This window comes from Prauserella halophila (assembly GCF_024171895.1).
In the GTDB taxonomy this organism is placed as follows: Bacteria; Actinomycetota; Actinomycetes; order Mycobacteriales; family Pseudonocardiaceae; genus Prauserella; species Prauserella halophila.
The window spans coordinates 108,293-125,619 of record NZ_JAMTCQ010000010.1 but is presented as its reverse complement, the minus strand read 5'-3'; the positions used below and the strand labels follow the sequence as shown (position 1 = coordinate 125,619).

Here is a 17,327-nt window from a genome sequence, read left to right as displayed (position 1 = left end):
ATCTCCCTTACTCGTGTTCCGTACTACCTGGGTCACGCCGAGTGGTCGCCTGTGTCGACGTCTCCTGCTCGGCCTGTTCATGCGCGATGAGCTCGTTGAGCCAGCGCACCTCCCGCTCGCTGGTCTCGAGTCCCAACTCGTGCAGCTCGCGGGTGTAGCGATCGATCTTTTCCTCGGCCCTGGCCAGCGCTGCCCGAAGGCCTTCGCGACGTTCCTCGACCCGCCTGCGCCTGCCCTCCAGGATCCGCATGCGGACGTCCGCGGGCGTGCGCGAGAAGAACGTCAGATGGACGCCGAAGCCCTCGTCGTCCCATGTCTGCGGACCGGCGTCGGCGAGTAGTTCGCCGAACCGCTCCTTGCCTTCCGCTGTGAGCTTGTACACGCGCTTGGACCTGCTCGCCCTGCGATTCCACGGCGTCGTGGCGGAGGCGTGCGCTGCCGAAGCGGGACCGCCCGCCGAGGCGGCCGCGGCGTCCACGTCGGCCGTGTCCTCGGCGATCCAGCCGGCCCGCTGCATCCGGCGCAGTGTCGGATACAGCGATCCGTAGCTGAACGTGCGGAACATCCCCAGCGATTCGTGGAGACGTTTCCGCAGTACATAGCCATGCATGGGGGCCTCGTGCAACAGGCCGAGAATTGCGAATTCGAGCACACGGGCACCCCCTTCGGGAACCAATCGACGTCGCCCGGCGTTTCGGTCTGCCGGGTGACCGGCGCGGCCGGTCACTACGACCCGTCGGTGACTACGACCCAATGTACCGGCTCATTATATCGCGTTGATACATCGCAGTGGTGTAGCTAACCGACGGGCAACCCGAGAGGCGGACAACCGTCACCCGACCGTTATCCACTGCGACGGCGTGTCGCCTCGCTGCTGCGGTGCCTCATCGGCGAGCGGCCGGTGGCCGATCGTCCGGAACCACGTACTCTGTTGAGGTGCAGAACCAGCGGCAAGTCGTCGACTACGCGCTTCGGCGTCGTGCGTTGCTGGCCGAGTTCCGGACGGGACGGGCCAGCACCATGGACGTCTGCGACGCCACCCCGCAGTTGCAGCAGGCAGCCAAGTTCCACGGCGTGCCTGACGACAACGCCTGCCCGGTGTGCGGAAAGCACTCCATGGCGCAGGTCAGCTGGGTGTTCGGCGACGAGCTCAAGCACGCAGCGGGTTCGGCGAGGAAGCCGGACGAACTCGAGCGCATGGCCTCGCTTTTCGCCGAGTTCACCGTCTATGTCGTAGAGGTCTGCCGCGCGTGTGCGTGGAACCACCTGGTGCTCTCGTACGTCCTCGGGACGGCGGAGACACCGGAGGCCGCTCCCCGCACCACGCGGAACACACGGAGGACCGCGGGACAGTGACGACGTGACGACCGCGACCACGCGGCCGGGGTCCGGATGCCCTCGGCCGCTCGGACAAGAGGGTTGGGTCCGCAGAACGGCGTTCCCCGACGCGCCGATCTGGGAGGGTCTTAAGTGAACGACCAGGGAAATCACGGCTGGCCGGAACAGGAGCCAGGCCACCCGCGGCAGCCCCGGCGCCCCGAAGCCGGTGACACTCCGCAGTGGCCCGGTGACGGACCGGACGAACCGCCGAGACCTCAGGGCGCACCGCGGCAGGCACCACAGGGCGACCAGCCCCGCCGGCCCGAGCGCCCCCCGCAGCAACACCCCGAGCAGCAGCAACACCCCGAACAGCAGCACCCCCGGCAGCAGCGGCCCCCACAGCACCAGCGGCCGCCGCAGGACGGGCAGCAGCCACCGCGCGGGCAGCGGCCACCACAGGACCCCGGTCAGCAGCCTCCCCGTAGACCGCAGCAGCCCGGTCACCCCGACCAGCCGCGACCGCCCCGCGACGGTGCGCAGGGCGGCAGGCCGCCGGGACAGCCGCAGCAACCGCGGCAGCCCCGCAACCCCGGACAGCACCCGCCACCCGCGTGGCCGGACGCCGAAGGCGATCGCGGCGGCAGGCACGCCGCGCCGGAGGGCGGGCAGCCTCAACGACCGCAGCAGTCCCAGCCCCCGCAGCAGTCCCAGCCCCCGCAGCAACCCCGGCGTCCCCAGCAGTCCCAGCGCGCGCCCGAGCAGCAGGGACGGCCGCAGCACCCGGAGGCACAGCACCCGGAGACGGGCCGTGCCGCAGGAGGCCGTCCGGCCGGCGGCCCGCAGGACGCCCCGCAGCAGGACCCGAGGCAGGACCCGCGACGCAGGCAGGCACCGCCCGGTGGCGCAGACCGACCCCGCCACGACCGGCGCGGGCCGGACGACCGGCGTCGCCCCGAGGACCGCCGGCCCGACGGACGTCCCGAGGGGCGTCCCGGGGAACGCCCGCCTCACCACCCCGGAGCCGGTACGGCCGGTGCCGCGGGAGGGGCGGCAGGTGGATACGCCGCGCACCCGTCCGAACAGCCCGAGCCGGGGCTGATCACGCACGAGGGCGTCGGCCGACGCGACTACTCCGACCCGTACGGCCAGCAGGCGTACCGCGCGGACCCGCTCACCGGTGCCTACGACGAGGACGACTTCTCCGACGAGGACGCGGCGGTCGCGTCGAGCTCGCACGCCGAGGGCGGCCTCGACCCCGACGACGAACCCACCGGCCGCAAGGCCAAGAAGGTCCTCACGCCCGCCCAGCGCAAGAAGCGCCGCTGGCGCCGGGTTCGGCGCACGCTCTACGCCGGTGTCGGCGTGTTCGTCGTGATCCCCGCGATCGCGTTCGTCGTGACGTACTTCCTCGTGGACGTGCCGACCCCGGAGGAGGTCGCCGCCCAGCAGGGCAAGGTCGTCAACTACTACTACTCCGACGGCGAGAAGATGGCCGAGGAGGCACCGCCCGAGGGCAGGCGCGTCACCCTGCAGCCAGGGGACCTCCCGGACACGGTCAAACACGCGGTGTACGCGGCCGAGGACGCGACGTTCGAGACCAACTCGGGCTTCGACGTCACCGGCATCCTGCGCGCGGTCTGGAACCAGGCGACCGGTGGCACCGGCGGCGGTTCGACGATCAGCCAGCAGTACGTCAAGGTCGCGACCGAGAACGACGAATACTCGTACACGCGGAAATGGACCGAGCTCGTCAAGTCGTTCAAGATGAACAACGAGCAGTCCAAGGCCGAGATCATCACGGCGTACCTGAACACCATCTACTTCGGTCGCGGCGCGTACGGCATCGAAACGGCGGCGCAGTCGTACTACGGCAAGAGCGCGAAAGACCTGAACGCCTCGGAGTCGGCGCTGCTGGCCGGCATGATCCAGCAGCCGGGCCGCGTCGAGGACGAACAGGTCCGGGAGCAACGCTGGTCGTACGTGATGGACCAGATGGTGGCCAACAACTGGCTGTCCGGGCAGAAGCGGGAAGCCGCGGAACCGCCGACGCTGATCCCCGACGAACAGGCCAGGCCCGAGGCGCTGACGGGCCCGGACGCGTTCGTCAAGAACCGGGTCATGGCCGAGCTCGCCGCGAAGGGCTACTCCCAGGAGAAGATCCAGACCAGCGGCTACAAGATCCACACCACGATCGACAAGCGCGCCCAGGCCGCGGCCGAACAGGCCGTCAACGAGGTGATGGAGGGCGAGCCGGGCGAGCTCCGCAAGTCCCTCGTGGCCGTCGACCCGAAGAGCGGCGGGGTACGTGCCTACTACGGCGGCCCGAACGAACCCGGCGTCGACGAGATGGACTGGGGCAACGTCCAGCGCAACCCCGGCTCGTCGTTCAAGCCGTTCGACTTCACGGCCCTGCTGCAGCAGGGCGAGAAGGGGCTGTACTCGACGTACGACGGCAGCTCGCCGCGGCAGTTCGGCACCGTCACGGTCGGCAACTCGAGCGGCGTGGAATGCAACCCCTGCACCGTCCGCGAGGCGATGGAACGGTCCATCAACACCGTGTTCTACGACATGGTGACCAACGACGTCGGCCCCCGTGCGGTGGCCGACGCCGCGAAGGCGGCGGGCATCCCGGACAAACACGGCGAGCAGCCGACGATGGGCAGCCTCGACGGCAACATCTCCATCGGCGGCGGTCAGACCCAGGTGACGCCGACCGACATGGCCGGCGCGTACGCGACGTTCGCGGCCGACGGCATCCAGCGTGACAGCCACTTCGTGGCGAAACTGGAAACGGCCGACGGCGAGGTGCTGTTCGACGAGACGACCCCGGCCGCGAAGAAGGGCGAGCAGGCGTTCGACCCCGATCCGGAGGAGAACCGTCAGATCTCGCGCAACGTCACCGAGTCGATGCTCGATGTGCTGCCCGGCTCGGGCCTCGCGTGTCCGAGCGAGCACTCCTGCGCGGGCAAGACCGGTACGCACCAGTACGACCAGGGCGACGTCGACTCGGAGGAGAACTCGCAGGCCTGGATGGTCGGCTACTCACCGCAGATCTCGGCGGCCGCGTGGGTCGGCACCGGTGGCGGTGAACCGATCCGTGACGCGAACGGCGGCCCGATCTACGGCAGCGGTCTGCCCGGTTCGATCTGGGAGAAGTTCATGACCCGCTACCTCGAACCGCTCGATCCGGAGGAGTTCAGCGACCTCTCGTCCGAGCAGATCTTCGGGCCTGCGCAGGCGTCCGTCGCCGACGACTCGTCGCCCGTTCCCGAGGAACCGACGGAGCCGTCGTCGAGCGAGGAGTCGACCAGCGAGGAATCGAGCAGCCCGGAATCGACGACGCGGCCGTCGCGCCCGAACCCGTCGCACGGACCACCGACCAAGTCCGAATCCCCGACCTCGGCCAGCGAGAGCGACGAAGAGGACGGCGACGGTGGCTGGTTCGGTGGCCCGGACGAACCGGCCGACGACGTGAACGGCAACGGCAACGGCAACGGGTCATCGGACGGCTGATCGTCACCGGAGGGCCGATCGCGTGACGGAACGCCCGCCACGGTTACCGGAACGCCGCGGTCGCCGCTTGTAACATCCGACGCGTGCCCAGCGATACGCCTTCTTCCTCGTCGCGGTCCGGCCCGGCGGACGGACCGGACCGCGATTCCGGGGACGAACCGGCCCCGACGGGCACAACCGAGCAGGAGCACGAACCGGGCTCCGAACCGGACGTGACCTCGGACGGCGAAGCGGCGGACCGCACTCCCGAGACGGCGTCGCTGGACCCGTCCCAGCGGGTGGTGCCGAGCCGCATCGATCCGCTGGCCTCGCGGGTCACCACACCGATCGGCGGCCCGCTGGGGGAGCACGCGGCCGTCGGCAGGCACTGGTTCTGGTCGCCCCTGCGAGTGTGCCTGCTGCTCGGCGTGCTCGCGCTGATGCTGTCGTGGTTCGGCAAGGCAGCCTGCATCCAGCAGTACGAGGACGCCGCCGGGAACCTGCAGCTGGACTGGCAGTCGAACCGCCAGTACGTCGCGATGTGCTACTCCGACATCGTCCCGCTGTACACGGCGGAACGGCTCGACCAGCCGGACACGTTCCCCTACGTCACGCACTGGAGCGAGGAGGTCGGCGAGGGCGAGTTCCAGCGCCGCTACATGGAGTATCCGGTGCTGACCGGCCTGTTCCAGTGGGTCAACGCGAAGCTCACCCACGGGTGGGTGGGCGTCGCCGACGAAGGCCTGCTGCCGGGGGCATTACCGGTGGCGGTGTACTTCAACATCACGGCACTGTTCCTCGCCGCCGCATGGCTGACGACGATCTGGGCCACCGCACGCATCGCCCGGCGCAGACCGTGGGACGCAGCACTGGTGGCCGTATCACCGCTGGTCGTCGTACACGCGTTCACCAACTTCGACGCGCTCGCCGTCGCACTGGCGATGTGCGGACTGCTCGCGTGGTCCCGGCACAGACCCGTGATCGCCGGACTGCTCCTCGGGCTCGGCGCCGCGACGAAGCTGTATCCACTGCTGCTGCTCGGCCCACTGCTCGTGCTGTGCATCCGGGCGGGCAGAGCCGGCGAGTGGACGAGGACGGCACTGGCCACGGCGGGTGCCTGGCTGGCGGTGAATCTGCCGTTCCTGGCCGTGTTCACCGAGGGATGGCGCGAGTTCTTCCGGCTCAACACCGAACGCGTCATGGATCCGGACTCGATCTACAACGTGGTCTCGCACTTCACGGGGTGGGCCGGGTTCGACGGGCCACTCGAACCCGGCCAGGCGCCGAGCGTGCTCAACACCGTCAGCGCCGCGCTGTTCCTGCTGGGCTGCGTGGGCGTGGCGTACGTGGCGCTGACCGCGCCGCGGCGGCCGCGCCTGGCACAGCTGTGCTTCCTCGTCGTGGCGGTGTTCCTGCTGACGAACAAGGTCTGGAGCCCGCAGTACTCGCTGTGGCTCGTGCCGCTGGCCGTGCTCGCGATCCCGCGCTGGCGCCTGCTGCTGAGCTGGATGCTCATCGACGCGTGCATGTGGGCTCCGCGGATGCTTTCCTACGTCGACGTCGAGGACAAGGGCCTGCCCGACGGCTGGTTCCTGGCGACGGTCGTCGTGCGCGATCTGGCCGTCGTCGCCCTGTGCGTGCTGATCCTGCGGGAGATCTACCGCCCGTCGGCCGATCCGGTGCGCTGCCCTTCCGGCCCCGGTTCCGGGGACGACGATCCGCTGGGCGGAGCGCTGTCCGGGTCGGCCGACGCCGTCGTCGTGCCCGGGCTGTCGGCACTGCTGCCGCGAAACCGGTCCGCGCGATCGCGGTCGCCGGCGTCCCTGCGGTCGCCGGAGTCGGACACCGAATCGGCACCGAACGGGCGGTGACCGGGCAGCAGCGACCGCGCCGGATCGTGATCGGTGACCGCGCGGGCTCCCAGGAACGCCGCGAACAACCCCACCAGCAGCGCCGCCTTGCCCCACACACCGATGACGACCGCCTGCGCCGCGAAGCCGTCGGCGATGGACTGGCCGAAATCGCCGTACCAGCGGAAGACACCCACGCCCAGCGCCACGTCCGCCACGAGGTAGGCCGCGATCCAGCCCCATCGCACGCGCAGCAGCACGAACATCGGCAGCAGCCACAGCGTGTACTGCGGCGAGTGGACCTTGTGCAGCAGCAGGAACCCGCACAGCGCCGCCGCGCACACCGGCAGCAGCGGAAAGCTCCCCTCCCGCCGGGCCCGGTCCCAGCCGATGCCGCACGCCAGTGCCAGCGCGGTGAGCACCGCCAGCGGTGACACGACGTCGGTGAACTGCTGGAACGCCACGTCACTCGAGAACAGGTGCCGCACGCCCCAGTACCAGATCGAGTTCGTGGTGACGTCCGCTTCCCGCTGCCCCTGGAATTCGATGGAGGCCCACCAGCCGTCGAACCCGGCCAGCACGAACGGCAGGTTCACCGCGGCCACGACACCGCCTGCCAGCAGCGGCACCCGCAACGCCTCCGACAGCGCCTCCCGGACGCTGCGGCCGGTCTCGCCCCCGCGTCTGCTCTCGGCGCCGCGTGAGCTCTCCGCACCACGCCTGCTCTCGACGAACACGTAGAGCGCGAGGGGCACCACGAACAGCCCGGGATACAGCTTCAACGCCGTCCCGGCACCGAGCAGTACAGCCGCCCACCCGGCGCGGCTGCGCAGCGAACCGCGGGTGCGGTGGAGCACGAAGAAGGCCGCCACCGACGCCGCGACCACCGGCAGGTCCCAGTTGTGGAACCCGTACAGCACCAGCGGCGGGCCGAGCGCCCACAGCAGCGCACGCCACCCGGCGAGCCTGCCCAGCAGCCACGCCGTGACCAGGCCGAACGGCGCGAGCAGCACCGCGGACCAGAGCAGGAACTCGGCGTCGGTGTCGGCGAAGACCGCACCCGCCCAGATGAGCACGCCGGTCAGCACGGGGTATTCGAGCGTGCCGCCGACCAGCTGCCCGTCGGCGGTGATGTCGCCGTGGACGTACGGGAAGACGTGGTTGTCGACGTCCCTGCCGAGCCAGAGGAACTGGATGTCCGAGTAGCACGCGTCGTGGTAGTTGCGCTCGGCGTAGTTCGGGGTGCTGCGCCCGTTCTCGTCGAACTCGGGACCGGTGCAGCGGTGCTTGTTCAGCAGCCCGAACACCAGCGTGATGCCGCACAGCAGGATGGCCGCCGCGGCCACGGCACGCGTCGACGGCGAAGGGCCGAACCCGGTGGCCGGATCGTGCCCGGAACCGCCGGGCGGGTCGCTATCCGCGGAGGTACGCGATGTCGTCTCGCTGGCCATCGGGAGGAGTCTCCACGATCACCGGTGCCCGGGCGGCGAGCGCCACGGCCCGCAGCACCTCGGCGTCGATCGCGCCCCCGCCGCCGACGACGCCGGCGTGCCGGTCCCGCTGCGAGCCCGCCTCGTCACGCGAGTTGTTCAGGTGCACCAGGTCGATCCGCCCGGTGATCGCCAGTACGTCGTCGACCACCGTCGTCAGGTCCCAGCCCGCCGCGTGCGCATGACACGTGTCGAGGCAGAACCCCGCACCGAACTCACCGATCGCGTCCCACAGGCGCGCGAGCATGTCCAGGTCGCGCGCCATGGCGCCGTCGCCGCCTGCGGTGTTCTCGACGAGGATCGGCACGTCGAACGACGACCTCTCGAACAGCTTCCGCCAGTTCGCGATGCCCTCGGCCGGGTCCTCGCCCTTGCGGACATGCCCGCCGTGCACGACGAGTCCCTTCGCTCCGACCGTCGCGGCCGCCTCCGCGTGCTGCGTCACTGCCTTGCGGGACGGGATCCGGATGCGATTGTTCAGCGACGCCACGTTGAGCACGTACGGCGAGTGGATGAACACCTCGACGTCGCTCGCGAGCAGCTCGTCGGCACGAGGATGCGGTTGCGGCTTCTTCCAGCCCTGCGGGTCGGCGAGGAAGAACTGGACGGCGTCCGCCCCGACCTCACCCGCCGTGGTCAGCGGATCGTCGTCGCGGACATGCGCGCCGACACGCGTAGTCAGCTCCATCGGCCGAGGGTATCGATCACCTCCGACACCCATCGAGTACCTTCACCCTGCAACGCTGATCGTTCGGTGCGGCACGCAGAGTGACACCTGCGGCGGCCGACGCGACCTCGCCGCGGCAGCGCATCGAACGGCAGAGCGGCAGCGGGAACGAACGGCACCGCGGCAGCGCATCGAACGGCAAGGCAGTTGACACGAGGGTGGGTCCTGTGAGGAACGTCCGGAAGACGAGGCGCACGACCGGTGCCGTGCGCACGGGCGTCGTGGCGGCGGCGGCCGGCATCGCCGCGTTCGGCTTCGGCGGCGTGGCGCATGCCCAGGACAGTGCACACCAGGACGGCGCACGTCAGAACAGCGCACACCAGAACAGCGCACGTCAGGACGGCGAGCCGAAGGTCGTCGACGGCGAGTGCGACTCCACGCTCAAGGGTCAGGCCGGCGAAGCGCTGACCGTCGACGCCGGCGCCGCGGCGGGCGTCGACGGCGTCGCCGACATCGGCACCGCCTCCACGGGCAACGGCCCGGGCGGAGGCACGGGCGGCGAGAGCACGCTGGTGTCGCTGCCGCTCAAGGAGACGCTCGTCGGCACGGGCCTGAGCGAGTCCGGCGTCGTGGTCGACTCGCTCGGCCGGGTCTGCGACACCGCACAGGGCACCGTCAACACCCTCGGCGCCACCACCCGCGACGTCGCCGACGGCCTCACGCCCGGCGAACCGGCGCCGGATGAGCCCGGCGACCCGGAACAGCCCGGCGACCCGGAGCCCGAACCCGAACCGAACCCGGACCGCCCGGCACCCGGCGGCCCCGGCGGCCCCGGCGAGGACGCTCCCGGCACGGACGTCCCGCCCGCACCCGGCGCACCGATCCTGCCGCCCGCCGGCCAGGGCGTGCTCGCCGAGCCGCTCGATCCGGTATCGCTGCCGCCCGCCGCGGACGTCACGGTGCCGAAGGCCCCCGTCGGCCCGAGCATGGACGTGCCGGACCGGGGCAGCAGGCCCGGCCAGCAGGAGAACACCACGCGCCAGTCCGGAACCGCCAGGGCGATGCCGCAGGCCGCCGAGACCGACCGCACTCCGCTCGTGCTGTCGGTCGGCGCACTGCTGGCGGTCGTGGCGGGCCTGAGCAGAGCCTGGATCACGCGCAAGAACGCCTGATCGCCACGCAGTGCGTGACGCTTTCCCGTGTGATTCGTTGGTCCTAGTGAGCCGACCTGGGGAGGCCCCGGAATGCGCACACCCGGCAATGAGGCCGACAACCGCGCCCGCGAGGACGTCGAGACCGGCAACGCGGGCCACTCCACCAGGGGAAAGGTGGCGTCGGCCGTGGCGAAACCGGCCGCCGTGGCCACCGCAGGCCTGCTTCTCGCGGCCGGTGCCGGCCTGGCCGCTCCCGCGACGGCGGCCGCCGAGACCAAGCAGGTCCGCTGCGGCGGCACCGTGACGGTCGAGCCCGGCGACCGCGTGCAGGGCATCACCGCGCTCGGCGTACCGCTCGACCTCGGCGTCGTCACCGATACGGTCGGCTCGCTGCTCGACGGGGTCTGCAAGGTGACGGTCAACGTGGTCGACACGGCGGTGCGGCCGGTGCCCGAGGTCGGCGATCCGGTCGCGGACGGCGTGAACGACGCGGTCGACGAGGTCACCAGCGGCGCGAAGCGGGTCACCGACACGGTCGGCGGGCGCGAAGCCGTCGTGCCCGACCCCGGCGAGGACGCGGACGAACCGGCCGATCCCGGAGACGACGACGCGAACTCCGGATCCGGCTCGGACCCGGGTTCGGATCCCGGCTCAGGTTCCGGCAACGGCAACGGCTCCGGTTCCGGCAACGGGGCTGGCGGTGACTCCGAAGCCGATCACGGCGCGTCGGGCACCCGCGAGCCGAACAGCCCCGTCGTGGCCGCGCCGGGATCGGGATCCTCCTCCGGCGGCGCAGGCGGCCCTTCCGCGATGGCCGCACCCGCAGCCGTGTCGCCACAGCTCCGGTACGCAGGCATCCCGGTGGCACAAGGCGCTGACTTCGACACCGCACCGGGCCTGCGCTACGGCGGTCAGATCCCCGGTTACAACCCGGAGTTCGGCGTACTGGGCAGCCCCGACGGATCCGGGAACACGACCGACGGCGCGGAGCGGAACGCCGGGAACTCCGAAGCCGTCCCCGACCGGCAGGCCGCCGCGCCCGCCCGGGAGAACGCCGACCTGCGCACCGCGGGCGAGGCGGCATCGCTGCCGTCGGCAGCGGGCGACAACGAAGGAGGTCCGTCGATGCCGCTGCTGCTCGCGGTACTCGCGCTCGCCAGTGTCAGCGCGGGCCTGGTCCGCACCTGGGTCCTCCGGCGCGCGAGCGTGGCGTGACCGGCCGAGACCGTCGCACCCGGCCACACCCGGTCGACACCACACGGACCGGCGATGACGTGCACCAGAAACCGTCACCGTACCGTGGGCCGCACCACGCCGATTCCGCGACGGTGAGTGACTACCGGCCCGTAACCGTCCGCCCACACGGTCGTTTATCTTGATAACGCCTTGCCGCACCGACGCTGAAGGCTTCAGGTCCGGGCCGGGCATCGCCGTTCGGAAAGGGATACCGTTCGAAGTGCGTACCAAGACCGCTCTGACCCGCGCGATGGGCACGGCCGCTGCCACGGCGGTCGCCGCGGGCCTGACCGCGATCGCCGCGCCGGCCGCCAATGCCGAAACCCAGACGATCGTCGACTCGTGCACCTCGACGGTCTCGGCTCCGATCGACGCGAAGGTGCTGGTCGACGGCGCTGTACTCGCGGGCCCCGTCGAACGAGGAGCCGAAGAGGCCGATCGGTTCCTGCAGTTCACCTACCCCGACCGGCTGGCCGACGAGATCTCGGAGCACCAGCTCGAGGTCGGTACGGTGCCGAACAAGGCCGCCACGACCATCGGCGGTGAGTCCGTCGCCGCGGCCGTCGCCGAAGTACTCGACGGCCACTGGGCGCTCGGCACCAAGAAGGAACGCGTCCTGGAGTCGATCAAGAACAAGGTCGCGGGCGTCTGCGGCATGCCGGTGGAGGCGACGAACTACTCGGCGCCGACGAGTTCGCGGCCCACACAGTCTCCGGACCAGAGCTCGAACCCGCAGCAGAACGGCGGCTCCGGCGGCCGGCAGCAGCAACCGCAGCAGTCGTCGCAATCCGGCGGCGAGCAGCGCGGCGCGCCGGCCACGCCGGACGGTCCGCAGGGCAGTGGCGACGCCTACGCGGCTCCGCGGGACTACAGCGACCTCCCCGAGGCCTCCGTGCCGACCGGGGGCGACGCCGTTCCGCCGGACATGCGGTACTCGCCGCAGGACGGCGTCCCCGGCGCGCCCGATTCGCCGGAGTACGGCGTGCTGAGCGACGGCGGCATCGGCGAGGGCGGCATCGGCGAGGGCGGAAAATCGGGTGCAGGCGATGTGCGCAACGCGGGCAACGCCGACGCGCTCGCCGCCGACGACGCGGCTCCGAACCAGGTGCAACTGCCGATGCTGCTCGCCGTGGTCGCCCTCGCGGGTGTCACCGCCGCGCTCGTGCGCACCTGGGTCCTCCACAAGACCACCTGACACCCCGCACCCCTCGTGCCCCGAAGGGCACCTTCGCGGCACTCAACGCCCCGAAGGTGCCCTTCGGGGCGTCACCATGCGGGGCGTCACCATGCGGGGCGGTGGCCGGGCCCACGGGCGGGCATGTGGGTGTTCCGGTGCGGTGACCGGCCCCGGAGCCGGTCCGGTCGGCCCCGGCGGCTAGACTGCCGGTTCGACATTGCCCTCCTGCCACGGATCGTCCGTGGCCGCCCGAGCCCATAGGAGGTGAGTGGTTGTGTCACGCCATTACGAGGTAATGGTCATCCTCGACCCGTCGCTCGACGAGCGGACGGTCGCACCCACCCTGGAGAACTTCCTCAAGGTCATCCGCGACGCGGGTGGCAGCGTGGAGAAGGTCGACATCTGGGGTCGCCGCAGGCTCTCGTACGAGATCAACAAGAACGCCGAGGGCATCTACGCCGTTCTCGAGCTGATCTGCGAGTCGGACGACGTCCAGGAGCTCGACCGGCAGCTGTCGCTGCAGGAGACCGTGCTGCGCACCAAGGTGGTCCGCCGCCAGGAAGTGCGTGGAGCCAAGCGCGCCGCCAAGATCGCCGCGAAGGCCTGAGGCGGCAGCCATGGCCGGAGACACCATCATCACGGTGGTCGGCAACCTGACCGCGGACCCGGAACTCCGGTTCACGCCGTCCGGCGCCGCCGTTGCGAACTTCACCGTCGCCTCCACCCCGCGCCAGTTCGACAAGCAGAGCGGTGAGTGGAAGGACGGCGAGGCGCTGTTCCTGCGCTGCAACATCTGGCGCCAGGCCGCGGAGAACGTCGCCGAGACGCTCACGCGAGGCGCCCGGGTCGTCGTGCAGGGCCGGCTCAAGCAGCGGTCGTTCGAGACCAAGGAAGGCGAGAAGCGCACCGTCGTGGAGCTCGAGGTCGACGAGATCGGCCCGTCCCTGCGGTACGCGACGGCCAAGGTCAACAAGGTCAGCCGCGGTGGCGGTGGCGGCGGCGGTTTCGGTGGCGGTGGCGCTGCGGCGCCCGCGTCCGCCGGCTCCGGTGCTCCCGCCGACGACCCGTGGGGTAGCGCGCCCCCCGCCGGCGGCGGTGGCGGCGGTTTCTCCGACGAGCCGCCGTTCTGAGCCGCTCGCCAGTCCCGACATCAGCATCCACGCACTAAGTTCCCCAGGAGTACACAGTGGCTAAGCCACCGGTTCGTAAGCCGAAGAAGAAGGTCTGCGTCTTCTGCAAGGCCATCAAGCAGGGCCAGCCTGAGGCCATCGACTACAAGGACACCAATCTGCTGCGGAAGTACATCTCCGACCGCGGCAAGATCCGTGCCCGTCGAGTCACCGGTAACTGCAGCCAGCACCAGCGCGACGTCGCCATCGCGGTGAAGAACTCGCGCGAGATGGCGCTGCTGCCCTACACGTCGACTGCGCGCTGAGAAGGGAGTCAGTCATGGCGAAGATCATTCTGACGACCGACGTCGACCACCTGGGCGGCCCTGGCGACATCGTCGAGGTCAAGGACGGCTACGCACGCAACTACCTGTTGCCGCGCGGCTACGCGATCCCGTCCTCGAAGGGCGCGGAGAAGAACGTCCGCACCATTCGGCGTGCCCAGGAAGCCCGGCGGATCCGCGACCTGGACCACGCGAAGGAGCTGAAGACGCAGCTCGAGGGTCTGGGCCACATCGCCGTCGGAGCGAAGGCGTCCCCCGGGGCGAAGAAGCTGTTCGGCTCGGTCACCACGGCCGACATCGTCGGCGCCATCAAGGCCGCGGGCGGGCCGCTGCTCGACAAGCGCGTCATCCACGTCGACGGTCACATCAAGACCGTCGGCAAGCACGCGGTCACGGCCCGGCTGCACCCGGACGTGAAGGCTGACGTGAAGCTGGACGTGCAGCCCAAGTAGGCACGAGCTCACGCGAACGAGTGGCGGGTCCTCCGATACGGAGGGCCCGCCACTCGTCGTAGGGCGACCGCAGGCCCCGGCCCGGTGGGTGACACCGGGCCGGGGCCTGAAAGATTTTCGGACGCGAACGAAACCTTTCCGCCGCCGGGATCGTCCTACTTTCGACACGGTTGACGCCCTCGGCCGGGGGCGTGAAGCTTGCGGACAGACGGTGTGGACCGCTCTGGGGGACGACGAGGAAGGGGCAGGACGTGGAAGCGGATTTCGCCGGCGGCGCCATCACGAGAATGCCGGTACCGATGGTGCACCTGGCAAAGAACGCTGCGAGTCCGGGCGAGTTCGCCAAGAAGGCCGCGAGCTCCACGGCCGGCGGTGGCTATTCCTTCAGCCCCGAGGAGATCGACGCGGTGTTGAAGCAGTGGGAGGACCTACGCGACGACCTGCAGAACGACCTCGACGAGGCCAACAAGATCGCAAACGTGCAGGCGCCGGGCAACGAGCCGGCCAGCAACACGTTCGTCGGCTCGGCCAACCCGGCCGGGCAGGCACTCCTGCAGCAGACCAAGAGCATGCTCGAGCACACCAAGCAGTACATCGACGCCTTGAAGCAGGCCAAGGGCGTCACCGAGCAGGCGGAGGAACAGGCCACCGAAGACGCAGGCAAGGCGGGCAACGGAGTCCTCGGATGAGGCACCGCCGTTCCGCAGGTGCGGTAGTCGTCGCCGCAGTCGCAGGCCTGGTGCTGTCGGCCTGCGGGTCCGAGACCGAGGGTGACCCGGTCGGTGCGGGAGGCCCGTCCGCACCGGGCACATCGGCGACCGTTCCGGCCCCGTCGTCGACGGTGGGCGGATCCGGACCGGCACCGCAGGTGAGCGATCCGGTCGACGTCGCCGCCCTCGAACAGAACCCGTGCGCGGCACTGTCGGACGAGCAGACGCAGGAGCGCAACCTCGAGCAGGGCGAATCGGAACCGATGTCCGACGGTTCGCCCACATGCATCTACCGCTACTCCGACGACTCGGGCAGCCGGATCCGGTTCGTCCAGGTGCAGGATTTCGCGAACGGTCTCGACGACGTCTACGCCCGCGCCGACAGTCTCGCGGTGTTCGAGCCGACCGAGGTCGAGGGCCATCCGGCGGTGATCACGCAGACGCACCAGGACGACCGCGGAGACGGTTTCTGTGACCTGCAGGTCGGCCTCACCGACGAGTACGTGGTGTCACTGATGGCCCAGATCGACGAGGCCAGCGACGACTACCCGCAGGGGTGCGAGGTCACCGAGGTACTTGCCGGCGACATGATCCACAACCTTCGGGGGCAGGCGTGACACGTCAGGAACCGCGCACCGATGCGTCACGTCAGAACCACACCGACCAGGGGAGTTGAGCTGAGATGGTGCTGCCAGTCCTAGTTCCGATCGCCGCCGGTGCGGGCGGCTACGTCACCGGTTCGGTGGCGAACAGCCAAGACGGCCAACCGCAGGTCAGCTCGTCGGGCTGCATCGACGCACACCAGATCTACCAGGCCGTCACGAGCGGTCCCGGCACGGCGTCGCTGCACGACGGGCAGCTCGCGACCAGCACGCTGCAGAGCAAGTACCAGCAGCGGGTGGCGCAGATCGATCAGCTCGACCAGCAGATGGACGCCGCCTGGACCGGCGAGGGCGCTTCGAGCGCACGGATGGGCGCCGAGCCGATGAAGGTCTGGATGGAGGACTCCAACGCCAACCTCGCCAAGAGCGGCGCGGTCCTGAACAACCAGTCGGGCGCGTTCGAGAAGGTCCGCACGACGGTGAAGCCCCTGCCCGAGAACCCGCCGGAGAGCGGCTTCTGGAACGACGTCGCCCCCTGGGAGACGGACACCGACAAGAAGATCGCCGAGTACAACGAGAACGCCAAGCTGAACGTCGCGGCGTTCGAGGCCTACAACACCCAGAGCACGCAGAACGCAAGCATGATGCCGCAGTTCAGCGAGATGCGGGGTTCGTTCGGCGACGTGTCGATGACCGAGTCCGGTGTCGTCGAGAGCGGCACGGCCAAGGACTTCATCCACGACGGCGGCGGCTCCGGCGGCAGCGGCAGCGGCTCGTATCAGCCCGGTCCCGGTGGTTCGGGTTCCGGCGCACCCGGTTCGGGTGGTTCGGGTTCGGGTGGTGCGGGTTCCGGCGCGCCCGGTTCGGGTGGTCCCGGTACGGGTGGTCCCGGTTCGGTGAACCCGGGTCCCGGTTACCCTCCCGGCACTCCCGGCCCCGGCGACCCGAACAACCCGAACGATCCGAACGCGCCATGGGGCTCCGTCGACCCCTGGGATCCGTCCGCCCCGGGCAACCTGCCCGAGGACGACAGCACCGGTTCGTCGGGCTTCGACCCGACCGTGCCGAGCGTTCCGAACAGCCCGATCGGCACCGGCCCCTACCCGCCGGGCACGCCCGGTCCGGGCTCGGGCGGTTTCGGCCCGGGCGGTAGTGGCTTCGGTCCCGGTGGCGGCTCGTTCGGCCCTGGTGGCAGCGGATTCGGCCCCGGCGCCGGCTCGTTCGGTCCCGGTGGCAGCGGCTACGGCTCCGGTTCGGGCTACGGCTACGGCTCGGGTTCCGGTGCGGGTTACGGCTCCGGTTCGGGCGGCGCGGCAGGTGCCGGTGGCGGCGCAGGCGCGGGCGCGGGCGCGGGCAGCGGCGCAGGTGCCGCCCGCGGCGGCATGGGCATGAGCGGTGCCGGTGGCGGCGCGGTGGGCGGCGCCTCGGGTGCCGGCGGCGCAGGCGCATCGGGCCGCGGCGGCATGATGCCGATGGGCGCCGGTGGGCGTGGCCAGCAAGGCGATGACGACGAGGAGCACGAGCGCAAGTTCATGATCGACGAGGACGGCAACAAGCTGTTCGGGACCGATCAGAAGACCGCTCCGCCCGTCATCGGCGAATAGGACACGCCACCAGGACGGGTCGAACACCCCTGCAGTCACTCGATCGGGCCGCTGCCACGTAGCTTTTCGGCAGCGGCCCGATCTCTGGTCCGTCCATCCCCACGACTCAACCCCTGGCCC

At 70.5% G+C, this 17,327-nt stretch carries 15 protein-coding genes; 13 read left to right on the top strand and 2 right to left on the bottom strand.

The features are described 5' to 3' along the window. Positions 1–7: 7 nt before the first annotated feature. On the bottom strand, positions 8–652 hold the full coding sequence (locus LY41_RS12935) for a PadR family transcriptional regulator (RefSeq protein ID WP_253864230.1): 645 nt from the start codon (positions 650–652) through the stop codon (positions 8–10). Between the two features lie 284 nt (positions 653–936). Here LY41_RS12935 and LY41_RS12930 point away from each other — a divergent pair, with 284 nt between their 5' ends. The 3 genes from LY41_RS12930 to LY41_RS12920 all read left to right on the top strand — a co-directional run bounded on the left by LY41_RS12930 (position 937) and on the right by LY41_RS12920 (position 6,683). Continuing rightward, on the top strand, positions 937–1,356 hold the full coding sequence (locus tag LY41_RS12930; protein ID WP_253864229.1) for a DUF5318 family protein: 420 nt from the start codon (positions 937–939) through the stop codon (positions 1,354–1,356). Positions 1,357–1,470: 114 nt separating this feature from the next. After that, entirely contained in the window at positions 1,471–4,833 is a 3,363-nt protein-coding gene (locus LY41_RS12925) for a transglycosylase domain-containing protein (RefSeq protein ID WP_308292244.1), read from the top strand. Between the two features lie 212 nt (positions 4,834–5,045). Continuing rightward, positions 5,046–6,683: a glycosyltransferase family 87 protein gene (locus LY41_RS12920; protein WP_253864575.1), complete on the top strand. Its 1,638-nt coding sequence runs from the start codon at positions 5,046–5,048 to the stop codon at positions 6,681–6,683. Between the two features lie 1,392 nt (positions 6,684–8,075). On the opposite strand, the gene LY41_RS12910 is transcribed toward LY41_RS12920, so the two are convergent. Next, entirely contained in the window at positions 8,076–8,840 is a 765-nt protein-coding gene (locus LY41_RS12910) for a deoxyribonuclease IV (protein WP_253864228.1), read from the bottom strand. Positions 8,841–9,046: 206 nt separating this feature from the next. Here LY41_RS12910 and LY41_RS12905 point away from each other — a divergent pair, with 206 nt between their 5' ends. The 10 genes from LY41_RS12905 (at position 9,047) to LY41_RS12860 (ending at position 17,207) form a co-directional block, all read left to right on the top strand. Beyond that, positions 9,047–9,991, top strand: coding sequence for a hypothetical protein (locus LY41_RS12905; protein ID WP_253864227.1), 945 nt, complete (start codon positions 9,047–9,049; stop codon positions 9,989–9,991). A 72-nt stretch (positions 9,992–10,063) separates the two neighbouring features. After that, positions 10,064–11,188 (top strand): hypothetical protein, encoded by a 1,125-nt coding sequence (locus LY41_RS12900; RefSeq protein WP_253864225.1) that lies wholly within the window; start codon positions 10,064–10,066, stop codon positions 11,186–11,188. 241 nt (positions 11,189–11,429) lie between these two features. Then, positions 11,430–12,404 carry a hypothetical protein gene (locus tag LY41_RS12895; RefSeq protein ID WP_253864224.1) on the top strand — a complete coding sequence of 325 codons (975 nt, stop codon included), beginning with the start codon at positions 11,430–11,432 and terminating at the stop codon, positions 12,402–12,404. A gap of 256 nt (positions 12,405–12,660) precedes the next feature. Then, a complete protein-coding gene (gene rpsF, locus LY41_RS12890) occupies positions 12,661–12,993 on the top strand; it encodes a 30S ribosomal protein S6 (RefSeq protein WP_253864223.1) in 333 nt (110 codons plus the stop codon). Positions 12,994–13,003: 10 nt separating this feature from the next. Next, the gene (locus LY41_RS12885) at positions 13,004–13,516 is read left to right on the top strand and encodes a single-stranded DNA-binding protein (RefSeq protein ID WP_253864221.1); all 513 of its coding nucleotides are present in this window, start codon (positions 13,004–13,006) and stop codon (positions 13,514–13,516) included. 56 nt (positions 13,517–13,572) lie between these two features. After that, positions 13,573–13,821, top strand: a complete 249-nt coding sequence (gene rpsR / locus LY41_RS12880) for a 30S ribosomal protein S18 (RefSeq protein ID WP_183647620.1) — start codon at positions 13,573–13,575, stop codon at positions 13,819–13,821. Positions 13,822–13,835: 14 nt separating this feature from the next. Next, the gene (gene rplI, locus LY41_RS12875; protein ID WP_253864220.1) at positions 13,836–14,291 is read left to right on the top strand and encodes a 50S ribosomal protein L9; all 456 of its coding nucleotides are present in this window, start codon (positions 13,836–13,838) and stop codon (positions 14,289–14,291) included. Positions 14,292–14,542: 251 nt separating this feature from the next. Further along, a complete protein-coding gene (locus tag LY41_RS12870) occupies positions 14,543–14,980 on the top strand; it encodes a hypothetical protein (protein WP_253864219.1) in 438 nt (145 codons plus the stop codon). After that, complete coding sequence (locus tag LY41_RS12865) at positions 14,977–15,618, top strand: DUF3558 domain-containing protein (RefSeq protein WP_253864218.1); 642 nt, start codon at positions 14,977–14,979, stop codon at positions 15,616–15,618. The genes LY41_RS12870 and LY41_RS12865 overlap by 4 nt, the downstream gene beginning before the upstream one ends. 65 nt (positions 15,619–15,683) lie before the next feature. Then, a complete protein-coding gene (locus tag LY41_RS12860) occupies positions 15,684–17,207 on the top strand; it encodes a PPE domain-containing protein (RefSeq protein WP_253864217.1) in 1,524 nt (507 codons plus the stop codon). Positions 17,208–17,327: the final 120 nt, after the last annotated feature.